This window comes from Ruegeria sp. HKCCD8929 (assembly GCF_013031405.1).
In the GTDB taxonomy this organism is placed as follows: Bacteria; Pseudomonadota; Alphaproteobacteria; order Rhodobacterales; family Rhodobacteraceae; genus Ruegeria.
Map to the genome: position 1 here is coordinate 154397 of NZ_WPZY01000009.1, position 23919 is coordinate 178315.

The window sequence follows — 23919 nt, forward strand, 5'->3', positions numbered from 1 at the left end:
ATTAGGGTCGGATGCCAAATTAGTATTCTAGTTGATCAACGTCAGGTTGTCGGACGCTGCATCACAGTAGAAATTCGATTGCCGGATGTCTCCTTTGGGCCGTTCACTCATCCTTTTTGACCCAGATTGGTGTGCGTGAAGACGTTGATTGTGGCGTGGCGCTTGTTTCCAACTAACCAACTCTTCCCCAAAAACCGGTCTTTCGCGGATGGGCTTTCTTTAAACCGGCGAGGTAGGTTGCGTGGTCCGCCATCCTGCTCGGGAGGGATTTGTCAGCATCCCTAGCCAGCAAGTCCAGTTGCTTCAGGTATTTTGCGCCATGCGAATAGGCCTTTGAGAGCGCGCGGTCCAGGATGTCGTCGAGAAGTGCCCGGTATATGATTGTCGCGGCCGACGGATATTCGTGCTCCAGAAGCCTCGCGACCTTGGGCAGGATATGCCAGTCTCTTCCATCCCAGCGGTGCCGGTGTATCACGATCAGTTCTGCTGCCAAATCCTGGCGCGGCCAGTCGATAAAGAACTGCAACGCGGTTTCCGGATTGCCATGCTTAAGCGCCAGTTTATGGGCACGGTCCTCGGCCTCAAGATCCTCGAAATCCGGCAGACCTTTCAGATATTCACGCAGGATATCAACTGAAAGAGTTGCCTCGAAACAGCGCCATTGCAGCGCCGCCGCGGCTGGCTTGTCGTCCAGGGCCTCAAGAATCTTTGCCTCCAGGCTGACCCTTGTCGGTGTTATCTCATTGTCATAGCCGTCAATTGTGCGTTGTCCCGGCTTGCGCACCCAATCAAGCGCTTCGGCGACGCGCCCAGCATCCAACAGCCGTTCTGCAATCCCCAGCGTATCTTGCATATGTGGACGCTTTTTCGCCTCAAACTCTATGAGCAGATCGACGTCACCGCGCGCTGACGCGATGGTTTGGCGCATTTCAGCCCACTGCGAGATCATGGAATAGAACCAGCGATCTGATGCCTGATCGGTTTCCTTTGCATGCCGCTCTTCGATGGCTTCGGCCAGGTCGGCATCCCAGCGGATCAGCGTGTCCTTTGGCAGATGTGGTGCTATCGCCTCGGTGATGTCTAACAGATAACCGTGCGAGCTCTCGCCCAGCATGGCCATCACCTTCTCGGGTAGGAGGTCAGCCTCCGGCCCGGTCAATTTCTTGCTCAGGTCGCCCGTGGCGGCAATTGCCAGATAATAGACGTCCTGAATGCTGCCAGAAGAGTCATCCACGCGTTCGAACACCCGTTCGTGTGTGGCGATGAAACGCAGCAGCCTGTCAATGGCCAGTGCCGGGGCGCCCGGCCCAAGTTCAGCCGTGATGGTATCGATCAAGTTGCGCAGATCGTCGCGAAAGGCGCGGGCCTTGTCCCAGTCAACAAAGCTCTTTGCCCGCTCCAATCCAGAAAGTCGCCGGTCGATCAGCTTGGCGACAGCCTCAGGGCCGGATTTTCCGGCCAATGCCGCCTTGACCTGACGGCGGAAGCCCGCATTTCGCTCGGCTTCATCCAGCACCAGTTGAGCCAGCTTTGCAGTGCCGAGATCTTTCAGTTTGTCGACGGAAAGAGCAGGTTTACGGGCCATGGGAGAGATCGCCTATGCAGTGGTAGTCGCATCAATGCCTTGGCCGCGCCGTAAAGACAAGTGACGCCCACAAGCAGCTTTGGGTCACGATTAGCCGGAGTGCGAAAGCTGCATCGCGGCGTGAGGCGATCCTATGAGTATCCTGAGAAACCGACGGCGACCCGAACTGTGCACATCCGGGCCGCCACGCTCCAATATGGAGCATCAGTGGTTACTCTCGAGCGAGTATTCGCTCTTTGAGCCAATCCAACACTTCACTTTCAACCCATCCCACCCGGTTCGAGCCCAGCTGTACCCGTTTCGGGAATTGGCCTGCTTTCTCCAGCCTGGCGATATGCTGAGGCGAATAGAGAACCAACTCTTTGAGCGCCTTCTTCGACAGTATCCTCATCACGATAACTCCTTTGATAAGGAGCATCGCGATGCCCCGGTTGCGGTTGCCCGGTTCCAGGTCACTCAAAGATAGAGGATGATTGCTGATCTGACGAGGTTCTTATATGTTCAACAAAAGCCGGGAATGGACTTAATGTGGGTCACGTTTGGGCCTCGAACCTCCTAACGACTATCCGCGTGGGGGTATCATTGGGGGTATCAAGAAAAATCACACGGCGGATAATACTTTGATATCAAGTAAATACCTGGAGAATGCGAGTCCTCTCCTGGCACCAAATCGCTCCCCAAAGCCCTTCGAAACAACACGATAAGATCTGATGAGGCCTTGAGGCCCCATCAGTGGCTCCACGTTTGAATCCTCTTACCTTGCCGTTTCTTAGCAGTCCCGACAATCTCTAACCAGATTCCGGCCCATGTTGATGCCAACAAGCTGGAAACGTCCGACACCCGCTATTTCAGCACGACATCCAACGCGGCTTTGGCATCGACAAGGCCTGCTCCGAAGAAAAACTCCGGCGGGGCGGCGTCTTCGCCAAATGCGTTCATACTGTCCGTCCGCAGCGGCTTCAGATCTGCGCCGACCGGTATTTCGCAACGAGCCGTTTCCGACAGCAGGGATTTGATATCCCGCCCGTCGCGCCGGTTGGCGTCTTTGCCCGCCAGCCGCTCACCACGGCGCAGCAGGGCAACGACGCCGCCGACCAGCGCGCAGGCGCCGGACGTGCCTCCAAAGAGGGTGTAATAGCCATCCTGCGCGTTTTCGTCGTCAACCTCGTCATCCGACCCCGATCCGGTGTCATAGCCGAAACGCCCACCGATATCGGTGCTGAGCAAGCCCATGTTGCAATAGGGATACTCTCCGGCCTCGTCGGGTTTCAGATACCCGTGCTTCTCGAAGCTCTTCTCGGTTCCTCGGATCTGGTGGCGGTTGAAAACCGTCATGTCGTCGGACGGGGCAACCACCGTCAGCCCCTCACCGTAATTCGCATAGCCCGACCGGTAGCCATTGCCTGACACCGCGCCCACGGCGATGATGCCGTTTTCGCGGTTGGCAAGGTTCGCGGGGTAAAGCAGCTGGCTTTCCCCCTCGTTGCCGGCTGCACACACGACCGGAACGTGCTTGCTGATCGCCACAAGAAGCGCCTGCACGATGCGCCACAAGCGCCGGCCATTGGCAGAGGTCTGCGGCGCGGACGGGTCAATGGGCTCGGCATTCTCCTTTAGAATCTGAATGCGATCATGGAGGTCCGCCGCTTCTCTGTTCACCCAGCTTTCCAGATTGGCCTTGAAGTCATCCTTGGCCGAGTTGGAGTGGTCCGGGTCGGGCAATCCACGCGGCATCACGATAACGTCGGGGTTCTGATGCCAGGCATAAAGCAGGGCCGCGATGAACTGCAGCGGGTCGTTGTCGAACCCGGTGCGCACCGAGACGAGATGCGAAAACGGATCGACGCCGAAATACGGCATCACACCCTCAGTCGGCTCACCCTTAGCGGGGCACACCTCCGGCCCGCCGACGATCAGCCCGCTGACTGCAGTGCCGTGTGACGAGAACAGTGCCTCGACATCTCCGTGCCGGCGCACTCGGCCAGAGGAGCCTTCGAGATGCTGAACGACCTCTTCAAACAATGCGAGGTCGTCTGTCGGCAACCCCTCAAGGACAAGCGCGCTGGTGTCGAGGCCCTGGAAGTTCTGCTGCGGCGCATCAGGGTCGGCTGCATCCTTCTTGAGCCGCGTGCCAAAGGGCGAACCGGTGAAATCAATTGACCGGGCGGGATCAACACGCGTCTTGAGATTGGGGTGCGCAAAGTTGCAGCCCACATCGATCAGGACAACGCAGGACGGGCTCATGTCTCCCTTGCGGGACAACCTGTCCCACAACGTATCGGCAAAGCCTTCGCCCTTTTCGTCCGGCGTAATGACCCCCAGCGACACGAGATGCCAAAGATAGTAATATTCATCCGGGACCGAAGCCGGTTTTTTATTGTCGTTTTTCAATGTCTTGAACTCCTGTCTCAAATCCATTCCTGCTGAACGGCCTGATAGCGGTCCGCAAAGGCCTCGGCGAAAAGCGGGGCAAAGCTCTTGGCCAGCTCCTGACCTGCTGCAGTGTCACTGGGATAGTGCAGCCCGGCCCATTCCCGGTTTTGCGCAACGTTCAGAGCGACCTCAGATAGCGTCTGCGTCGCGGGATGTTCGGGCAGGATCGTGTTGAATGCGAACGCAATCGAATGACATTGGAACGAATGATTGCTGGGATACGCCTCATGTGCCGGGTTCGGCAGAACGGGCCGCAGGCGCGGTTCAACCTGATTGGGCCGCAGGCGTCCGAACAGGCCCTTGTAGTACAGGCCGATATACTCGGTCATGGTCAGCAGTTCCAGAAACAGCGCCTCGGTCGTTTCGAAACCGGCCAGCCCGTCTATGCCCAACGGGCGGGTAAAGGCGGACAGATCCAGCGTGGCCTCCTGAATAATGTCAGGTGTGCGCTGGCGGCGTTCCTTTCGGCTTTTCTGCATCGCAAGCAGCACCTCGGTCTCCAACCGGCTGTGATCGGGACCGGGCGGCGGGGTCAGCACGATATCCGTCCATTCGCCCGGCATCCGGTCGGCCATTTCCCCCGACCCGGCGCGGTGCAGCCGCAACAGCGCCTCGGTCGGCATCAGGGCACCGCTTGAGCCCTGCGCGCTTGGCGCCATCACCTTGTTCTTGTTCTTATTTTTGTTCTTGTTCTTATTCTTGTTTTTGTTGAGCACCGATTTGTTGAACGCGGACTTGTTCAGCACCATACGCACGGCACTGACGCCGCCCGCTCCCTGCGCGCCCGTTCGGGTCTGAACCGAGATTTCCGTTTGGCCGTCAGAGGCCTCGTCAAACAGCAGCCCCTTGGGTCCGATCTGGATCTTGCTGACGGTCAGCAGTCCAGCCATTGTGCCGCATTCCGTGGATGTCGTTGTATCGTCTTTCATGAATCCTCCCCTTGAAAATCAGTTGAGCTTTGAAAAGTCAGCGGCCGCCAAAGCCGGCTTTGCGCAGGCCCAGCAGAAAGTGCTGTCCCCCCTCGGTACCAAGACCGGGATATCCGCTTCCCCTCAGAACCTCGGTGGAAAAGTCCGGTTCGACATCCATCAGGCGCTGGCGCAGGCTTTCGACCATCTGAGCGTTGCCAAGATGGGCATGGCTGGACACCAGATAGCGCAGGATCGAGTTGAACTTCGGTCGTTGCACCAGGGCCTTCTCGCCGGCTTCAATCGCGCTCTTGTGGTCGCCCGCCAGCGTTGCCGCGATGCACTTGGTCGTGTCGAAATAGTAGCTGATCGGCGTATTCGCACCCAGATGCTGCCCCCACGACGCCATGGCCAGCGCTTTGCCGTTATGGCCGGTATAGGCGTGCATCGTCGCATAGAGATCCCAGCCTATGGTCTGTTCGGGATCAAGCTTGAGCGCCCGTTCGAACAGGGACGCGGCAAGGTCGAACTCGCTGAACAGGTAGGAATGGATATGGGCCGCAAGCGACAGCACCAAAGGGTCAAACTCGTCTTCCTCCAGGGCACGGGTTGCATAGTATTGCGCCTCGGAAATCAACGCGGCTGCGTCCGGTGAGAACCTCTGCCCAACCTGAAACGACTTCGAAAACGCCATCCAGGCATAGGTCTGGGCATTCGGCTGGTGTTTCAGAAGCCGGTTCAGCTTGTCCACCGCGCTGCTCAGCTGATCCACCGAAAGACCGAAGATCTGATAGATGCACTCGATCAGCAGACCGGCGCTGGCCATGTCCTGTGTGGTGGCCGCAGCCTGCAATTGCCGCCCGATCTGGATCACTGTCTGGGACACAAGGCCGTTCAGATCCGGCACGGCCGCCTGAGCGAAGCTGTGCGGTGAAAACACCTGGCTCGAGGACCAGCTGGTCACCCCGTCCTCCGTCGAGACCAGTTCAATCGCAAGCCGCACGTTTTCGCCCTGCGGGATTTCGATGACACGTACCAGCAGGGGGATTTCAACGTGACCGGCCCCCATCATCCTTCCTGCCGCCAGAAAGTCGTGACTGACGCGCATCGTGGGCACCCGGCCCATATCCTGCAGATTGCGCATCAGCTTGTCGCTCAGCAGCTTGGTGTAGCCTTGCGTCATCGGCGTATCCAGAAGCCCGATCGCCCATGATCCGGGCGCCTTGCGCAATGTAACCGGGGATGGGTCCGGCGTTGCAATATCCGCGTCGGCGGTGGGGCCGAACTCTGCGGCGGGCAGGACGCCATGATCGACCGATGCCACATCCGGCTCGTCAGGCTGCTCGGATTCCAGGGCCCTTCTTTCGAACCGGCGCACCCAGATCTGCCGTTCCAGCGTCAGCCAGTTTTCAAACTCGGGATCGCAAATATCGAACCCTTCAAGGAAATCCCCCGCCAATTTCGCCGGACCGCTGGACGCTTCGGCTTGTCCGCCCTCAGCCTGTTCGACCAGATCAATGGCATCCACGCGGACACGCGACAGATCCAGCGTCACCGAATAATTGTCCGAAATAAGGATGTCCTTATAGACCGGGCCGAAATTCTTCCGGATATCCAGCAGGGCCTGCCGCAGGCTTGCCGATGCCTGATCTTCTCCCCGGTCGCTCCACAGCTTGTCGCGCAGCCAGACCCTCGAGCGCGACCCGCGCGGCGCCAGGGCCAGCATCGCCACCACGGCCTTGGATTTCTGACTTTTGGGGGTGAACGTGCGCCCCTGCTGATCGAGGACGGCAAAAGGGCCCATCAAAAAGATGTCCAGAGAAGCAGGCGGGTCGTTAACCATTGGTGAAACTCCTCGGGCAGAGCCGGGTTTGCGTGGTCTGCCCTGTATCTGTGCTGGAACATTAAACAATCTTGGGGTCCCCTGTAAAACTTGCGTTCCAAACATCCCATCGCCCTTGAACAAGCTTCTATTGATGAGTTGGATACCCCCAGCGCGTGAGCCAAGCGTGAAGCATGCGTCAACCAACACGGCCGGAACCCCTCTAATCCACTGCCTGGCCATCTTTTTTGGGTCTTTTGGCGCGGATACGCGGTCGTTTGGCTCTTTTGCCCCTCAATCGGGATCGGCGTCGAATGCAGGTGCCGGAGGCACCGCGCGAGCGGATACGTCGGAAAACCGGCACGGCCAGACCACCCGAGCAGTGCGTTGAGCATGAAGCTTGCCTGTGCCTGAACTAGACCGTCGCGCAGAGGAATCTATGCCTCGACCAGATATCTTTCCGACAGGGGCAAGCTCGCCGCGCCGAGTGCCCGCGCGTCGGGGCCGACCGAACCGGCGTCGATCCGGGGCCGCTCAAGGCCGGTCAGATTCAGCTTCGAAAGCTGATTGTCGACTTCGGCGATCAGGCGGTCTTTCACCGTCACCGGCATCCAGCCATCGATCTTGACGCATTCAAAGTCGATCAGGCTGCAGGATGAGACAATCGCGTGTGCAAGCCCCCGCGCAGCGCCTTCGATCCATTTGGTCAGCAGGTCGTCCGGCACATTCCAGTGCTCGGATTTTTCCCAAAGCAAGGCGGCATCATGACCTGCGGCAACCATTGCCCTTTCAAGGACATACAGGCTGGCCACGTCGATAAGCGGTTTCACCTGCCCGGCCGCGACCGGTACCGGCAACGGGCCGAGCGCCCCGGCATTTCCGCGCCCCGAATAGATCGAACCATTCAGCACGACACCGCCGCCGACAAAGTAGCCGACATAGAAATACAGAAAATCTCTGGGACCATCCGGCGGACCAAAAACCAGCTCTGCCCCGCACGCAGCGGTGGCGTCGTTCTGGACCGATACCGGAATATCATGGGCCGCGGACAGATCCGCCCGCAGATCGGCAGTGCGCCACGCGTCCATTTTCTCCTGCGGAACCTGCAACGTCTGGGCCCAGTCCCAAAGGTAAAACGGCATCGCAATGCCCAGGCCTGAAATGCGGTCCTTCGCGGCCTGAGGCATCGGCGAAATCAAGTCGTTCAGGCTCGAATTCGCAAAGCTTAGTGTCGCATCGGGCGTGGGGTAACTATAGGTCTGCCTGGCCCGGTCCCGCACCTGTCCCAGAAAATCCGTCAGGACCAGTTCGGCACTCCGCCGTCCGACTTTCAGGCCCAGGAAATACGCGCCATCCGGGTTGAGGCGCATCGGAACCGAGGGCTGCCCGACCTTGCCACGGACCGGCTCTCCCCTCAGAAGCAGGCCGTCGCTTTCCAGCTGGCGCATGATCACGGAAACGGTTTGCGCGGACAGGCCGGTCATTCTGGCAATCTCGGATTTCGCCAATGCCTGATGCTTGCGGACAAGCGACAGCACGAGGCGCTGATTATGCGCCCGCATGCCGCTCTGGTTGGTTCCGCGCACCTCGGAAACCCGCTCAACCGGATCGCCGCTCTGCCTTGCCTCTTCCGCCAATCATCCGTCCTCCTGGGCCTCAAGAATGTGAAAGACAGGCGGGCCTGTCAATAATAATTAAGAGTGATTTATTTATTGACTCACAATTCGAATCTTGTGATGGTTTTGGGTATGGGATCGGGTCGAATTCCACCCGGTCGCTCAGATGCCCGCATGGGCAGGGGAGATAATGGGAGGATAAGCTTTGAAGATTTCAAAACTCGTCGGCGCGACAGCGCTGGCTCTCACCGCGATGTCAGCAAGCGCGTTTGCCGACACCACCGTGTGCCTGATCACCAAAACGGACACCAACCCGTTCTTCGTCAAGATGAAAGAGGGTGCCACCGCCAAGGCCGAAGAGCTTGGGATGACCCTGAAAGCCTTCGCCGGAAAGGTCGATGGCGATCACGAAACACAGGTTCAGGCCATCGAAACCTGCATTCTGGATGGCGCCAAGGGCATTCTGCTGACGGCCTCGGACACCTCGTCGATTGTACCGGCCGTTCAGCAAGCGCGCGATGCCGGAATCATCGTCATTGCTCTGGATACACCTTTGAGCCCGGTGGATGCAGCTGACGCCACCTTTGCGACCGACAACTACAAGGCCGGTCTCCTCATTGGCCAATGGGCCAGGGCCAAGATGGGGGACGCCGCCGCCGATGCAAAAATCGCCACACTCGACCTTAATGTCAGTCAGCCAACCGTGGACGTTCTGCGCAACCAGGGTTTCCTGGAGGGGTTCGGTGTGGACCTGGCCGACCCAAATGTCATCGGGGATGAAACGGATCCCCGTCTGGTGGGCAGCGATGTGACCGATGGGAACGAAGAAGGCGGGCGCCGCGCCATGGAGAACCTGCTGGCCAAGGACCCGACCATCAACGTCATCCACACCATCAACGAACCGGCGGCGGCTGGCGCCTATGAGGCGCTCAAAGCCATCGGACGCGAGAATGACGTGTTGATCGTCTCGGTCGACGGTGGCTGCCCCGGCGTTCAGAACGTCGCGGACGGTGTCATCGGCGCCACCTCGCAGCAATATCCGCTGCTGATGGCCTCTCTCGGCGTTGAGGCGGTCAAGAAATGGGCCGACGAAAGCGTCAAGCCCGAAAACACGCCCGGGAAAGACTTCTTCGACACCGGCGTTGCGCTGGTGACCGACCAGGCAGCCGATGGCGTCGAGTCGATCTCGGTCAAAGAAGGGATGGACCTCTGCTGGGGTTGATCTGACCAACGGAGAGGCCCTGCTGCGGCCTCTCCTCGAAAATCCTTATTCTCAGCCGATTACTTGCTAGTGTTGTCTCAGGACGCACGCTTGAAGCATGGGGAAATCACATGTCCGATACCTCACACCAATCCGACGATTTCGAGGCCGCCGCACAAGGCAGCCCGGAACAGGTTGCAGAGTTCGACGATCATGGCCGGGGCTTTGTCGGCACGCTTCAGCACTTTCTGCATGTGAACCCGTCGCTGGTGCCGCTGATCGTTCTTGTGGCCGCCATCGTAATTTTCGGCATCCTGCTCGGAAGCAAGTTCTTCTCGCCCTTCGCGCTGACCCTCATCCTGCAGCAGGTTCAGATCGTCGGCATCGTGGCCGCTGCGCAAAGCCTGGTGATCCTGACCGCAGGTATCGACCTGAGCGTCGGGGCGATCATGGTGATGTCGTCGGTCGTCATGGGGCAGTTCACCTTCCGATACGGTTTGCCGCCGTCGCTCGCCATCCTGTGCGGGCTGGCGGTCGGCACTGCAATCGGCGCACTGAACGGGTTCCTGGTCAGCCGCATCAAGCTGCCGCCCTTCATCGTCACGCTGGGCATGTGGCAGATCGTTTTGGCCGCGAACTTCCTCTATTCGCAAAACGAGACGATCCGATCGCAGGAGATCGAGGCCAACGCGCCGATCCTTCAGCTTTTCGGGACCAAGTTCAATGTCGGCGGCGCCGTGTTCACGGTTGGCGTCGTGTTCATGCTCGTCCTGATACTCGGGCTCGCCTATGCGCTCCGCCATACGGCCTGGGGCCGGCATGTCTATGCCGTCGGCGACGACCCCGAGGCGGCGGAACTGTCGGGGGTCAACGTTCATCGCACCCTCATGTCGGTCTACATGCTGTCCGGGCTGATCTGCGCCTTCGCAGGCTGGGCCCTGATCGGGCGAATCGGCTCGGTCTCACCGACCTCCGGCCAGCTCGCGAACATCGAAAGCATCACCGCCGTGGTGATCGGGGGCATATCGCTCTTTGGCGGGCGCGGGTCGATCCTCGGCTCGCTCTTCGGCGCGCTCATCGTCGGGGTCTTCACGCTTGGCCTGCGGCTTCTGGGGGCGGATGCGCAATGGACCTTCCTGCTCATCGGCATGCTCATCATCGCGGCGGTCGCGGTCGACCAGTGGATCAGAAAGGTATCAGCCTGATGGAACCCATTCTCAAAGGACGAAACCTGGTTAAGCGCTACGGCAAGGTGACCGCGCTCGATCATTGCGACTTCGACCTGATGCCCGGGGAAATCCTGGCGGTGATCGGGGACAACGGCGCCGGGAAATCGACCCTGATCAAGGCGGTTTCCGGCGCGGTCACCCCGGATGACGGTGACGTGTGGCTGAATGGTCAGAAGGTGAACTTTCACTCTCCGATCGACGCGCGCGAGGCCGGCATCGAAACCGTCTACCAGACGCTTGCGATGTCCCCGGCCCTGTCCATCGCGGACAACATGTTCATGGGGCGGGAGATTCGCCGGAAAGGCCCGCTCGGCGCGTGGTTCAGAATGCTGGATCGCCCGGCCATGGAGAAGTTCGCCCGCGACAAGCTGAGCGAACTTGGCCTGATGACCATTCAGAACATCAATCAGGCGGTCGAAACCCTGTCCGGCGGACAGCGTCAGGGCGTTGCGGTGGCCCGCGCCGCCGCCTTCGGCTCCAAGGTCATCATTCTGGACGAGCCAACCGCCGCATTGGGCGTCAAGGAAAGCCGCCGCGTGCTGGAACTGATCCTCGACGTAAAGTCCCGCGGCATCCCGATCATCCTGATCAGCCACAACATGCCGCATGTCTTCGAGGTCGCCGACAGGATCCACGTGCACCGGCTGGGAAAACGCCTATGCGTCATCGATCCGAAAGACTACACCATGTCGGACGCGGTGGCCTTCATGACCGGGGCCAAGGAGCCCCCGGCCGAGGACAAGGCGGCGTGACCAGCGAAAGCTCGGCCCCCCATATTCTGTCACGGCGGATCGCCGATGCGGTCTGTGCGTTGCCAGCTGCTTCCGACCGGCGCCTGGTGGCCATCGCCGGCCCGCCTGGCGCCGGAAAATCGACCGTCACGGCGCTTGCCCAACAGGAAATCCAAGCCCGCGGCACACCAACGGGCATCATCTCCATGGACGGGTTTCACTACGACAACGCGGTTCTCTCCGCCCGGGACCTGCTCCACCGCAAGGGCGCCCCCGAGACATTCGATGTCGCCGGATTCTGCGCCCTGCTTGGGCGCCTGTTCACCGAGGACGAAATCGCAATCCCCGAATTCGACCGGACCCTCGACAAGGCAATTGCCGCCCGGTCCGTCCTATCCCGGGATCAAAGAGTCATCCTTGTCGAGGGCAACTATCTCTTGCTGAACGAACCCGGATGGTCCGATCTCCAAGATCTATGGGCATTGCGGGTGTTTCTGGAGGTCCCGCTGGAAACACTTGAGGCCCGGCTGACAGCCAGATGGGTAGAGCACGGTTTCGGCCCGGAAGAGGCAAGAGCCCGGGCGCTGACCAATGACATCAAAAACGCCCGGCTTGTCCTCGAACGCTCTGCGCCCAGCGACATTGCCCTGAAATAGGTCCCGACGTTTTTTGCACTTCGACGGCCACACGCCCTGTCGCTCACAACTCGTTCCCAGCCTGCACGATGGTGTTAGCTACTCGGCCCAACTCATCGAATGCAACGATGCCAACGCCAGCGATTGGTTTCCGGGCGCAGAGCAAGCCCGCCATCTGCGTTCTTTTCAAGAAGAGTGGGGCGGGGTCCACGAGCAGGTTGGCTCTCACTCGGGATCCGACATCTTCATCGGAGCACACGCACCTGATAAAGGTTGCCCATGACTGATTTTCGACTTTTGACGAAGGATACGCTGCGTCCGTTGGCGGCGCTTAACGTGCGCGAGGAACAGACCAGTTTTGTCTCATCAAATCTCATGACCATGGCGCAGTCGGTCTTTGAGCCGGGCTCCGAGATTTACGGCATCTGGAACGACGATACCCCATTGGGGTTGCTGGCCATCGTCGACATGTCACATCCAGAGGCGGACCTGGACGAAGGCGACGATCCGGACGGGATATACGTCTGGCGGCTGATGGTCGATCAGGCCCACCAGGGTCGTGGATACGGCCAGGCCGCGTTGGAGTTCGCAAAATCCCTGGCGCAAGAACGGGGCCGCTCAAAACTGATAATCAGCGTTGTCGACGAACCGGGAGGCGCCATGCCGCTCTACAAGGTATTCGGTTTCCGCCCGACCGGCAGAATAGCTCACGGTGAGGTTGAGATGAGCATGCAACTGGTTTGATCGTCACCCAAAGACCCGGGCGTCACCCGGACGGCGCTCACGCCCACAGATGGTACAAAACGGTGATAAGTGGCGGAGACGAAGGGATTCGAACCCTCGAGACGGTTTCCCGCCTACTCCCTTAGCAGGGGAGCGCCTTCGACCACTCGGCCACGTCTCCGCCGACCCGTTTATGGTCTTCGCCGTCGAAGGACAAGAGCGAAAATCCATCCCCGCGCGATCCGTTGCAATTTGCCGTCACAGCTCGGGAACGCGGCCCGGCGGCACAGCCAGTTCCGTCATGCTGGCCGAGACCTGTTCCAGAAACTGCTCGCCAATCGCCGAGATCGGGCGCCCGCGGGCAGTGACGATGACCACGTCCAGCAGGATCTGCGGAGCGAAGCGGCGCAGGACATAACCCTGCCGGTCGTCGCTCGACAGCGTAAACGGATCGACCAGCGTGACGCCCAGCCCCTGTTTCACCATGTTCAGCGCGTTGCGGAACAGGTCGGTGTGGCAGCGCACGCGCATGTTCACGCCTTCGCGGTGAAACGCCTCGCGCGCGCGGCGGTTCACCATGTGGTCGGCCCCCATCACGATGAAAGGCACGTCGTCCAGCAGGCTGGGCGTCAGCACCTCATGCGCGGCCAGCGGGCTGCCCTCGGGAAGGGCGCACATGATCTCGAAGAAGAACGGGATGCGGTCCAGCCCGTCATGGCGAACCGGCAACTCGCAGATGCCGATCTCAAAGAGGCCCGCGATCACCCATTCCTGGATCTTCGAGGAATACTGCGACTGGAACGCGATGGTCAGATGCGGCTTGTCGGCGGCAAAGCGGGCGATCTCACCGGGCATGAAGCCGAAGGCCATCGCGTGGTTGGTGGCGACCTGCAACTGCCCCGCCTTCTGGTTCTGCAGATCCACCACCGCCTGGTTCACGTGGTCCAGCCCGCGCACCACCGTGTCGATCTCTTCGAACAGCACCATCGCCTCGGGCGTAGGCAGCAGCCGCCCCCGGCTGCGCTCGAAAAGTTTCAGCTTGGTCTTGCGCTCAAGCTGCCCCAGCAGGTTCGAGATTGCGGGCTGCGACACGCTGAGCTGCTCGGCAGCACCAGTAACGGTGCCGGTCTCGATGATGGCGTGAAAGGCCTGATAGTGGCGGAAATACGAGGACATATCACACGACATATCATATTAAATGATACCTTTGGAAAATATTAATATTGGAAATGATGATTACGACTCAGCACACTGTCCGCCAAGCTAAGGGGAGGACAGCGTGGATCTGTTGCAGACCATCACCGGTTTCGATCTGTGGCACCTTGCGCTGCCGGTTGTTTCCGCCCGCGATCACGGCATCGGCCGGGTCGAGGGCTCCTGCGAGATCGTGGTTCTGCGCCTGACCGCCGAGGGAGGCGCGCAAGGCTATGGCGAGGCCTCGCCCTGGTCGGTCTTCACCGGCACGCCCGAGGCGACCTATGCCGCGCTCGACCGCTATCTGCGCCCGCTGGTGCTGGGCCGCCGCGTCGGCGACCGGGCGGCAATCATGGCCCAGGCCACCCGCGCCGTCGCCCATTGCACCGAGGCCAAGGCGGCGCTGGAAACCGCGCTGCTGGACCTTGCCGGTCACATCACCGCTCAGCCGGTTTGGGCGCTGCTGGGCGGCAAATGCCGCAACTCCATCCCGCTGAGTTGCTCCATCGCCAACCCGGATTTCGACGCCGACATCGCCCTGATGGAGCGTCTGCGCGCCGACAAGGTGGGGCTGATCAAGCTCAAGACCGGGTTCAAGGACCACGCGTTCGACATCATGCGGCTGGAACGCATCGCACAGGACTTCCCCGACTTCCGCGTGCGCGTCGACTACAATCAGGGGCTCGAAATCGAAGAGGCCATCCCCCGGGTACTGGACGCAGCGCAGTTCGAACCCGACTTCATCGAACAACCGGTGCGCTCTCACCACTATGACATGATGGCCCGGCTGCGCGGGCTGACGGATATCCCGCTGCTGGCCGATGAAAGCGTGTTTGGCCCCGAGGATATGGTGCGCGCCGCGCGCGAGGGGATCTGCGACGGCGTCTCGGTCAAGATCATGAAATCCGGCGGGCTGACCCGCGGCCAGACCGTGGCCCGCATCGCCGCCGCCAACGGGCTGATGGCCTATGGCGGCGATATGTTCGAGGCCGGGTTGGCCCATCTCGCGGGCACCCACATGATTGCGGCCACGCCCGAGATTACGCTGGGCTGTGAATTCTATCAGGCGTCATATTTCCTGACCGAGGATATTCTCGAAACCCCGTTCCGGGTCGAGGCCGGTCAGGTCGTGGTGCCCGACGGCCCCGGTCTGGGCGCACGGCCCGATACGGACAAGTTGGATCACTACGCTGTGCGGAGGTCGGGATGATCCGACGCGCCTCAATACGCCGTCGCCGCGCGCGCCGCCTGGTCGTACTGGCCGGACATCAGCCGCATCAGCGCGGACATGCGGCGCATCTGCTCGGGCTCGATCCCCAGCTCATCCATCGCCTCCAGCAGCAGGCTTTCGCGAATCTCACGGTAGCGGTCGCAGGCCTCGGCGCCCTTTTTGGTCGCCTCCACCGTCTTTTCCTTGCCCAGCCGCCCCTCGGCCACCAGCCCCGCCTTGCTGAGCTTCTTGATCGCGTAATTGACCGTGTGCGTGTCCTCGACATTCAGCACCAGACAGATGTCCGCCAGCTTCTTGGGCCGGTCGCGGTGCCGCACCGTGTGCAGCACCAGCACATCCAGCGAGGACAGCTCGGGATACCCGGCAGCCGCCATCGCGCGCACCGTCCAGCGGGCAAAGGCATGGCCTGCGATGATCAGGCCGAACTCGAATTCCGAAACTTCCGGAAAGCTGCCCTCGGCAAGATGCGCCGAGGAAACCACCGGGCCAATTTTGGTGTCTGACATGGGGAAACGGTACAAGACACAAACGATTTGTCAACATTTTGTTGACGTTTTCTTAATGTGTGGCATTCTACCGGCCATCGAATCGCGTCCGGTGCGGGTTTCAGCCGGCAGGGGGGTTCAATGACCGACACGCAAAAGACCATTGCCATCATCGGCGCCGGGATCGTCGGCGTCTCGACGGCGCTGTGGTTGCAGCGTGACGGGCACAAGGTCATTCTGATCGACCGCAAGGGCCCAGCCGAAGGCGCCTCGTTCGGCAATGGCGGCATTCTGGCCTCGTGCTCGATCGTGCCGGTGACGGTGCCGGGGCTGCTGCCCAAGGCGCCCAAGATGCTGTTTAGCCCGAACCAGCCGCTGTTTCTGAAATGGGGATACCTGCCGAAACTGGCGCCGTGGCTGCTGAAATATCTCGGTCATGCCAACGCCGCCGACACCGCCCGCGCCGCCGCCGCCCTGACCCCCATCGTCGGCGACAGCCTGCAGGACCATCTCGCACTGGCCGAGGGCACGGGCGCCGAGAAATGGATCGAACCCAGCGACTATGTCTTCGTCTATGACGACCGCGCCCATTTCGAAAGTGACGCATTCGGCTGGAACCTGCGGCGCGAGCACGGGTTTCAGTGGGACGAGTTCGAAGGACAGGCCTTTCGCGATTACGACCCGGTCTACTCACCGGATCTGGGCTTTGCCGCGCGGCTCAAGAACCATGGCCGCATCCGCGACCCGGGCCGGTACATCAAGGATCTTGCCGATCACATGGTGGCGCAGGGCGGTGAGTTGATCATCGCGGATGTCGAGGATATCGCCCGCGAAAACGGGCAGGTCACCGGCGTGCGCGCGGGCGGGCAGGTGATTGCCTGCGACGCCGCCGTCATCGCCTCGGGCGTGTGGTCGGGACCGCTGGCCAAGAAGCTGGGGCTTGAAGTGCCGCTGGAATCCGAACGCGGCTATCACATCGAGTTCTGGGAGCCGTCGGTGATGCCGAAAACGCCGGTCATGGTCGCCGCCCGCAAGTTCGTCGCCACCCCGATGGAGGGCCGGTTGCGTCTGGCGGGCGTGGTCGAGTTCGGCGGGACCGAGGCCGAGGCCTCGAAGGCGCCCATCGAGCTTTTGCGCCGCAACGCCGCCGCCGTGTTCCCGAGGCTCAAGGCAAGCCATGTCACCGAATGGCTGGGGCATCGCCCGGCGCCCGCGGACTCGATTCCGGTGATTGGCGAGTTGCCCCACATCAAGGGCGCCTTCACCGGCTTCGGCCACCACCATATCGGGCTGACCGGCGGTCCCAAGACCGGCCGCATCCTGGCCCAGCTCATCTCAGGTCGACAGCCCAATGTTGACCTGAGCGTCTATTCACCGGCACGCTACACGAAGGCCGGGCACCAATAACAACGCAGTACAAAACGGATAAACAAGGGAGAATACCATGTACAAAACGGCACAATTGATGGCGGCAACCGCGCTGACGGCGGTCTCGGCGACAGCCACACTGGCGGAAACCTGGGACATGCCGATGGCCTATTCGGCGTCGAACTTCCACTCGGCCACCGGCGCCGAGTTCGCCAAATGCGTGACCACCGGCACCGGCGGCGAGCTTGAAATCGTCACCCACCCGTCGGGCTCTCTGTTCAAGGGCGCCGACATCAAGCGGGCGATCCAGACCGGTCAGGCCCCCATCGGCGAGCGCCTGCTGTCGGGCCACCAGAACGAGAACGCGCTCTTCGGCTTCGACTCGATCCCGTTCCTTGCCACCTCGTTCGAAGACAGCGACAAGCTGTGGAAGGCCGCCAAACCGAGCCTTGAAAAGCTGCTGGCCGAGCAGAACCTGACCCTGCTCTATGCCGTTCCGTGGCCGCCGCAGGGCCTTTATTTCAAGAACGAAGTGACCTCGGTCGCCGAGATGAAGGGCATTAAGTTCCGCTCGTACAACAACGCCACTTCGCGTCTGGCCGAGCTGACCGGCATGTTGCCGGTGACCATCGAAGCCGCCGAGATCAGCCAGGCTTTCGCCACCGGCGTAGCCGAGTCGATGGTGTCCTCGGGCTCCACCGGGTACGACCGAAAGGTCTGGGAAAGCTTGAGCTATTTCTACGAAGTGGATGCCTGGCTGCCGCGCAACTACGTGATGGTGAACTCGGACGTTTGGGCTGACACCTCGGACGCCCACAAGAACGTCATCAAGGGCTGCGCGGAGCTGGCCGAGTATGCGGGCAACTGGCGCGCCAAGGAATACACCGGCTTTACCCTGCAAGGCCTGCGTGACGGCGGCATGACCGTTGGTCCCGCATCTGAACAGATGGTGGGTGAGCTGAAGGAAATCGGCGTCACCATGACCAACGAATGGCTGGAAGCCGCCGGTGAAGAGGGCAAGGCCATCGTCGACGCCTTCAAAGCCGAACAGTGAAACAGGTCTCCGGGCGGCGGTTTGCGCGCCGCCCGGATGCCAACCGCGCTCCTGCCCCGGATCACCTTCGGGGCGGGTGAAGCGCCACAAAACATAACTGAGAACGAAGGGGGACCGACATGGCCGCCGCACGTGCGCTCCGATCCATAATGGATGTCATCTACCGACTTGCCGAAATCCTCGCCGCCCTCTGCATGATCGCCATTCTGGTGCTGATCGTGTTGCAGATGCTGGCCCGGTGGTCCTCGGAAGTGTTCCCGGGCGCGCCGGAATACGCCGCCTATTTCATGGCCGCCGCCTCGTTCCTGGGCTTTGCCGCCGCGCTGAACCGGGGCTCGCATATCCGGGTGTCGCTGCTCTTGAACGCGGTCGGGCCCACCATGAAACGCTATGTGGATATCTGGTGTTTCACCATCGCTGCCGCCACCATCTGGTATTTCTGCTGGCATGCCCGCCAGTTCGTCTTTTGGTCGTGGAAATTCAACGACATAAGCCAGGCACAGGACAAGACCGCCCTGTGGATCCCGCAATCGGTCATGGTAATCGGTGGCGTCATTCTGGCCATCGCGCTGACCGATCACCTGCTGCACCTGATCTTCCGTGGTCATCACCGGATCGAGCACGACAACGTCGAAACGCAGGAGGTCTGAGCGATGGATTATGTCGTACTCGTCATCATCTTCCTCGCCGTCCTGTTCCTGCTGCTGGGCAGCGGCGTCTGGGTCGGCATCGCCATGATGGGCGTGAGCTGGGTCGCGCTCGAGCTGTTCTCGAACTCGCGCACCATCGGTCAGGACATGGTCAGCCAGATCTGGGCGGCGTCGAAATCCTGGGAACTGGCGGCCCTGCCGATGTTCATCTGGATGGGTGAGATCCTGTTCCGAACGCGATTGTCCGAGGACATGTTCAAGGGACTTTCGCCCTGGATGGCACGCCTGCCCGGCGGGCTAGTACACGCCAATATCGTCGGCTGCACCGTCTTTGCCGCCGTTTCCGGTTCGTCCGCCGCGACACTGACCACGGTCGGCAAGATGTCGATCCCGGAACTGCGCAAGCGCAACTACCCCGAGACCATGACCATCGGCACACTGGCCGGTGCGGCAACGCTGGGCCTGATGATCCCGCCCTCGCTCACGCTGATCGTCTATGGCGTGACCATCGACGGGGTATCGATCATCAAGCTGTTCTTCGCGGGCGTCCTGCCGGGCCTCGTGCTGGCGGCGATGTTCATGATCTACGTGGCGGTCTATTCCAAGGTCTCGTCGAACTGGAGCCCGAACGAAGAGAACGGCATGAGTTTTGCCGAGAAACTCAAGAACTCACGTTTTTTGATCCCGGTGATCCTGCTGGTCCTCATCGTCATTGGCTCGATGTATATGGGCTTTGCCACCCCGACCGAGGCCGCGGCCATCGGCGTGATCGGAGCATGGGTGCTGGCATTGGCGCAAGGGTCGCTGAACTGGAAGACCTTCAGCGACTCGACCATCGGCGCGGTGCGCACTTCGGCCATGATCGCGCTGATCCTGGCCGGCTCGGCGTTTCTGAAATTCGCCATGGCCAAAACCGGCCTGCCCAAGGAACTGGCCGAGGTCATCGCATCTTGGGAGTTCTCGAAATTCTGGCTGCTGATGGTGCTTTTGGTGTTCTACATCATCCTGGGTTGCTTCCTTGACGGCATCTCGACCGTGGTTCTGACCATGGCGGTTCTGGAACCGGTGGTGCGCAATGCGGGCATCGACCTGATCTGGTTCGGTATCTTCATCGTGGTGGTTGTCGAGATGGCGCAGATCACGCCGCCCATCGGGTTCAACCTGTTCGTGATGCAGGGCATGACCCATCACGAGATGGGCTTTATCGCCCGGGCGGCTTTCCCGATGTTCATGATCATGGTGCTGATGGTCTTTGTGCTGATCGCGTTCCCGGATCTGGCCACGTGGCTGCCGGACAACCTGCGATCCGGTCCAAACGGCTAGCGACCCCGGGGAGAGGACCATGCAACAGGGGCTGGCGTTCATCGCCCGTCACGGCAAGCTCGGCCTGATCGCAGGTCTTCTGGCCGGGCTTGCACTGCCGGATCTGGCGGCAAAGCTGCGGCCATGGATCCCCGAGATGGTGGCCTTCCTGCTGTTCCTCACCGCCTTTCGCATCGGACCTGTCGAGGCTGCTGGCGGGTTGGACGCGCTGACCCGGACCACCGGTTCGGTTTTGGTTCTGCAACTGCTGCTGCCGTTGGGCTTTCTGGTCGGTCTGCGTCTGCTGGGCCTGCCCCTGACGCCGCTCGCCATGGCCATCGCGCTGGTGCTGGCAGCGCCTTCGGTCACCGGTTCGGCCAATTTCGCGATCCTGCTGGGCCACGACCCGGCCCCGGCGCTGCGGCTGCTGATCCTCGGCACCGCCGCGCTGCCGCTGACCTGCATCCCGGTGTTCTGGCTGTTACCCGAGTTCGGCAACCTGCCTGCGGTGCTGGTGGCCGCTGCACGCCTGCTGGCAGTGATCCTCGCCGCTGCCGGGCTGGGTTTTGCGCTGCGCTACTGGGGCGCAAGGCGGCTCAGCGAGCTAAACCGGCGCGCGGTGGACGGGCTGACCGTGATAGCGCTGGCCGTCATCGTTATTGCCCTGATGTCCGCCGTCCGCCCGGCGATGACCGAAAAACCGGCCGAGCTTGCTTTTTGGCTCTTGGCCGCCTTCGCGATCAATTTCGGCGCCCAGATCGCCGCCTACCTGATCCTGCGGGCCCTGAACCACCCCGATGCGGTACCCACCGCCATCGTCGCGGGCAACCGCAACTTTGCGCTGTTCTTCGTGGCGCTGCCGCCCGAGGCCACCGACCCGCTTTTGATCTTTCTTGGCTGCTACCAGTTCCCGATGTATCTGACACCGACCCTGTTGCGGAGGCTCTATGACCCACGCTGACCCCTTTCCGCTGGTGCGCAATGTCGGGCTGGACGGGATGCTCGTGACCTTCGCCGACAGCATGACCGAACCCTCGAACCGGGCCGCGCTTGCCTTTCGCGGTGCGATGGAGGCCGAAGGCTGGAATGGGGTGATCGAAACCTCGACCTCGCTCGCCTCGGCCTATCTGCGGTTCGACCCTCTGACCCTGCCCCATGCCGAAGCCGAGGCCCGCCTGCGTGCCCTGCTGGCCACCCGCGACTGGTATGCGGCCGCCCTGCCCTCGGGGCGCAAGCTGTGGCGGGTGCCGACGGTCTACGGTACCGAACTTGCGCCCCAGCTCGAAGATGCGGCTGCAGCCGCGGGCCTGTCGGCCACCGAGGCCATCGCCCGGCTGTCCACGTCCCGTGTCCGGGTGCTGACCATCGGCTTTGCCCCCGGGCAGCCCTATCTTGGCCCGCTGGGTCCCGAGTTCGACATTCCGCGGCTGAAAGAACTGAACCCGAGGGTGCCCGAAGGCGCGCTGGTATTGGCGATCTCTCAGTTCGTATTGTTCTCGGGTCCTACGCCCACCGGCTGGCGTCATGTCGGGCAGACCGCCATCCGCTTGTTCCAGCCCGGGCGCGAGCGCACCTTCTTACTCAATCCCGGCGATGAGATGCAGTTTCCGGCGGTGACGCCCGGTGAGCTGGCCGAGATCCGCGCCCGAGACGAGGACGGCACCGGCGGTGCGCAGGTCGAGGAGATTGCGGCATGAGCCTGATCGTCCGCCGCATCGGCCCCGCCTGCACCGTTCAGGATCAGGGACGGGACGGGTATCTGGATCAGGGCCTGTCGCACTCTGGCGCTGCCGACCTGCTGGCCCTGCACGAAGGCGCGGCACTGCTGGGCCAGAGCCCCACGTGTGCCGCGCTGGAAATGGCCGGGATGGGGGGCGAATTCGAAGCGGCGCAGGACATTCGCATTGCCCTGACGGGCGCGCCGATGCAGGCCAGCATCGACGGCAGCCCGATCCCGTGGAACGCCTCCCACCTGCTGCTGAAAGGCCAGCGGTTGACCCTAGGTGCGGTATTGCGCGGGGCTTATGGCTATCTCCATCTTGGCGGCGGCGTCGCGACCGAGCCATTCCTGGGATCGCGCTCGATCCATCTGACGGCCAAGCTGGGCCGCACAGTTGCGGTGGGCGATACCTTGCCCGCGGGCCCGGATAGCGGCGACACGGGAATGAAACTGATCCCCACCGAGCGCTTCTCGGGCGGTACTCTGCGTATCGTGCCGAGCTTTCAGACCGCGCTGTTCGACCATCCCACGCTGGAGCGCTTTGAGCAGACCGAATTCCGGCGTGGTCCCCGCGCCAACCGTATGGGCATGCAGCTTGACAGCGAAGGCGACGGGTTTGCCGCACAAGGTCAGCTCAACATCCTGTCCGAGGTCATCACGCCGGGCGATATCCAGATGACCGGCACGGGCAATCCCTTCATCCTGCTGCCCGAATGCCAGACCACCGGCGGCTACCCCCGCATCGCCACTGTCCTGCCCAGCGACATATTGCGCGCGGCCCAGACCCCGGCGGGTGGTGCGATCCGGTTCCAGTTCGTGACGCTAGATGAAGCCGCAACCCTGCAAGGGGCCTTCCAAAAGGACCTCGCCCGGCTATCGTCCCGGGTTGAACCCCTGATCCGCGACCCGCATGACATTCCCGACCTTCTGTCCTACCAATTGATCGGCGGAATGATCTCTGCCACCGAATGAGGAGCCCGCATATGCCCCAAGTCGATCTGAACGCCGATATGGGCGAAAGCTTTGGCCCCTGGAAAATGGGCGATGACGAGAGCCTGCTGAAGATCATCACTTCGGCCAATATCGCCTGCGGGTTTCACGCCGGCGATCCGGACGTAATGGCCCAGACCATGGCGCTGGCGGCGGAAAACGGCGTGGGGATTGGCGCGCACCCCGGGTTTCCCGACCTTCAGGGCTTTGGCCGGCGCAACATGAAGGTGCCGCATGAGACTTTGCGCAACCTCGTCCGCTATCAGCTCGGCGCGGCGCGCGGCATGGCCCAGGCGGCTGGCACAAGAGTCCGGCATCTGAAGCTGCACGGGGCGCTCGCCAACATGTGCTCGGTCGATCTGGACATGGCGCGGGCCTGCTATCAGGGCGCGCTGGATGTCGACCCGGATATCATCGTCATGGTTCTAGCGGTGACCAAGCAAGAGGAGGCGGTGCGCGAACTGGGCTGCAAATGGGTGGGCGAGATCTTTGCCGACCGTGCCTATAACGACGACGGCACGCTGGTCGACCGCGCGCTGCCCGGTGCGGTGATCCACGACCCCGAACTGGCGGGCCCGCGCATCCTGAATATGGTCCGCGAGGGCGCGATCATCACCGAAAGGGGCAAGCTGCTGGAAACCTCGATCGACACGATCTGCCTGCATGGTGACGGCCCGACTGCGGTACAGATCGCACGCTCTGTTCGGTCATGCCTGATCGAGGGGGGTGTCGATGTGACGAAGTTCGAGCGGTAGTGGCATTGTCACAATACAAAAACTCCCCGATGCAAGGTTAAGTATTTGATATCCTGCGGTTATTTTGGTTGCGAGAGCAGGATTTGCACCTCTGACCTTCAGGTTATGGTTTGAAGGGACCGTGGCCCCGGTGGGGCCGCGCAAGCCCTGATAACGACGAGGTGAAGACGTTAAGCAATTGATCCGGGGGATCAATTGTAGTCTGAACGGGCTGCGCGTGGATTATTCGACCTGGTTGCGGGAGCAGGATTTGAACCTGCGACCTTCAGGTTATGAGCCTGACGAGC

At 61.4% G+C, this 23919-nt stretch carries 22 protein-coding genes and 1 tRNA gene; 14 read left to right on the forward strand and 9 right to left on the reverse strand.

The window, feature by feature from the left end; translation table 11 throughout:
* Positions 1-172: 172 nt before the first annotated feature.
* The 6 genes from GOX53_RS15435 to GOX53_RS15460 form a co-directional block, all read right to left on the reverse strand.
* Positions 173-1585: a DUF6880 family protein gene (locus GOX53_RS15435; RefSeq protein WP_171177839.1), complete on the reverse strand. Its 1413-nt coding sequence runs from the start codon at positions 1583-1585 to the stop codon at positions 173-175.
* Between the two features lie 211 nt (positions 1586-1796).
* Positions 1797-1976 (reverse strand): AlpA family transcriptional regulator, encoded by a 180-nt coding sequence (locus GOX53_RS15440; RefSeq protein WP_171177841.1) that lies wholly within the window; start codon positions 1974-1976, stop codon positions 1797-1799.
* Between the two features lie 452 nt (positions 1977-2428).
* Positions 2429-3976, reverse strand: coding sequence for a S8 family serine peptidase (locus GOX53_RS15445; protein ID WP_171177843.1), 1548 nt, complete (start codon positions 3974-3976; stop codon positions 2429-2431).
* 17 nt (positions 3977-3993) lie between these two features.
* A complete protein-coding gene (locus GOX53_RS15450) occupies positions 3994-4947 on the reverse strand; it encodes a phosphatase PAP2 family protein (RefSeq protein WP_254446580.1) in 954 nt (317 codons plus the stop codon).
* A gap of 37 nt (positions 4948-4984) precedes the next feature.
* Positions 4985-6769 (reverse strand): SARP family transcriptional regulator, encoded by a 1785-nt coding sequence (locus GOX53_RS15455; protein WP_171177845.1) that lies wholly within the window; start codon positions 6767-6769, stop codon positions 4985-4987.
* A 416-nt stretch (positions 6770-7185) separates the two neighbouring features.
* Positions 7186-8385 (reverse strand): ROK family transcriptional regulator, encoded by a 1200-nt coding sequence (locus GOX53_RS15460; RefSeq protein WP_371810323.1) that lies wholly within the window; start codon positions 8383-8385, stop codon positions 7186-7188.
* A gap of 232 nt (positions 8386-8617) precedes the next feature.
* On the opposite strand from GOX53_RS15460, the gene GOX53_RS15465 reads away from it, so the two are divergent.
* From GOX53_RS15465 to GOX53_RS15485, 5 genes are all read left to right on the forward strand, one after another.
* Positions 8618-9586: a sugar ABC transporter substrate-binding protein gene (locus GOX53_RS15465; RefSeq protein ID WP_217351797.1), complete on the forward strand. Its 969-nt coding sequence runs from the start codon at positions 8618-8620 to the stop codon at positions 9584-9586.
* Between the two features lie 110 nt (positions 9587-9696).
* Entirely contained in the window at positions 9697-10770 is a 1074-nt protein-coding gene (locus tag GOX53_RS15470) for an ABC transporter permease (protein ID WP_171177847.1), read from the forward strand.
* Positions 10770-11546, forward strand: a complete 777-nt coding sequence (locus GOX53_RS15475) for an ATP-binding cassette domain-containing protein (protein ID WP_171177848.1) — start codon at positions 10770-10772, stop codon at positions 11544-11546. Before GOX53_RS15470 ends, GOX53_RS15475 begins: the two co-directional genes overlap by 1 nt.
* On the forward strand, positions 11543-12181 hold the full coding sequence (locus GOX53_RS15480) for a hypothetical protein (RefSeq protein WP_371810324.1): 639 nt from the start codon (positions 11543-11545) through the stop codon (positions 12179-12181). Before GOX53_RS15475 ends, GOX53_RS15480 begins: the two co-directional genes overlap by 4 nt.
* A gap of 258 nt (positions 12182-12439) precedes the next feature.
* On the forward strand, positions 12440-12904 hold the full coding sequence (locus tag GOX53_RS15485) for an N-acetyltransferase (protein WP_171177850.1): 465 nt from the start codon (positions 12440-12442) through the stop codon (positions 12902-12904).
* A 70-nt stretch (positions 12905-12974) separates the two neighbouring features.
* Here the strand turns inward: GOX53_RS15485 and GOX53_RS15490 are convergent.
* A tRNA-Ser gene (locus GOX53_RS15490) sits at positions 12975-13064 on the reverse strand.
* Between the two features lie 77 nt (positions 13065-13141).
* Positions 13142-14059 carry a LysR substrate-binding domain-containing protein gene (locus GOX53_RS15495; protein ID WP_171177852.1) on the reverse strand — a complete coding sequence of 306 codons (918 nt, stop codon included), beginning with the start codon at positions 14057-14059 and terminating at the stop codon, positions 13142-13144.
* A gap of 103 nt (positions 14060-14162) precedes the next feature.
* Between GOX53_RS15495 and GOX53_RS15500 the strand changes: the two genes are divergently transcribed.
* Positions 14163-15287 carry an enolase C-terminal domain-like protein gene (locus tag GOX53_RS15500; protein ID WP_171177854.1) on the forward strand — a complete coding sequence of 375 codons (1125 nt, stop codon included), beginning with the start codon at positions 14163-14165 and terminating at the stop codon, positions 15285-15287.
* Positions 15288-15298: 11 nt separating this feature from the next.
* Here the strand turns inward: GOX53_RS15500 and GOX53_RS15505 are convergent, their stop codons facing one another.
* Positions 15299-15814: a winged helix DNA-binding protein gene (locus tag GOX53_RS15505; RefSeq protein WP_171177856.1), complete on the reverse strand. Its 516-nt coding sequence runs from the start codon at positions 15812-15814 to the stop codon at positions 15299-15301.
* 120 nt (positions 15815-15934) lie between these two features.
* On the opposite strand from GOX53_RS15505, the gene GOX53_RS15510 reads away from it, so the two are divergent.
* The 8 genes from GOX53_RS15510 to GOX53_RS15545 all read left to right on the forward strand — a co-directional run bounded on the left by GOX53_RS15510 (position 15935) and on the right by GOX53_RS15545 (position 23632).
* Entirely contained in the window at positions 15935-17200 is a 1266-nt protein-coding gene (locus tag GOX53_RS15510) for an FAD-binding oxidoreductase (RefSeq protein ID WP_171177858.1), read from the forward strand.
* Positions 17201-17237: 37 nt separating this feature from the next.
* Complete coding sequence (locus tag GOX53_RS15515; protein WP_171177860.1) at positions 17238-18215, forward strand: TRAP transporter substrate-binding protein; 978 nt, start codon at positions 17238-17240, stop codon at positions 18213-18215.
* A 119-nt stretch (positions 18216-18334) separates the two neighbouring features.
* Positions 18335-18865, forward strand: a complete 531-nt coding sequence (locus GOX53_RS15520; protein ID WP_171177862.1) for a TRAP transporter small permease — start codon at positions 18335-18337, stop codon at positions 18863-18865.
* A gap of 3 nt (positions 18866-18868) precedes the next feature.
* On the forward strand, positions 18869-20188 hold the full coding sequence (locus GOX53_RS15525) for a TRAP transporter large permease (RefSeq protein WP_171177864.1): 1320 nt from the start codon (positions 18869-18871) through the stop codon (positions 20186-20188).
* Positions 20189-20207: 19 nt separating this feature from the next.
* On the forward strand, positions 20208-21128 hold the full coding sequence (locus GOX53_RS15530; protein ID WP_171177865.1) for a hypothetical protein: 921 nt from the start codon (positions 20208-20210) through the stop codon (positions 21126-21128).
* Complete coding sequence (locus GOX53_RS15535; protein WP_171177867.1) at positions 21115-21864, forward strand: allophanate hydrolase subunit 1; 750 nt, start codon at positions 21115-21117, stop codon at positions 21862-21864. The genes GOX53_RS15530 and GOX53_RS15535 overlap by 14 nt, the downstream gene beginning before the upstream one ends.
* Complete coding sequence (locus GOX53_RS15540; RefSeq protein ID WP_171177868.1) at positions 21861-22859, forward strand: biotin-dependent carboxyltransferase family protein; 999 nt, start codon at positions 21861-21863, stop codon at positions 22857-22859. The genes GOX53_RS15535 and GOX53_RS15540 overlap by 4 nt, the downstream gene beginning before the upstream one ends.
* Positions 22860-22870: 11 nt before the next feature.
* Positions 22871-23632, forward strand: coding sequence for a LamB/YcsF family protein (locus tag GOX53_RS15545; RefSeq protein WP_171177870.1), 762 nt, complete (start codon positions 22871-22873; stop codon positions 23630-23632).
* The last annotated feature ends 287 nt before the right edge of the window (positions 23633-23919 follow it).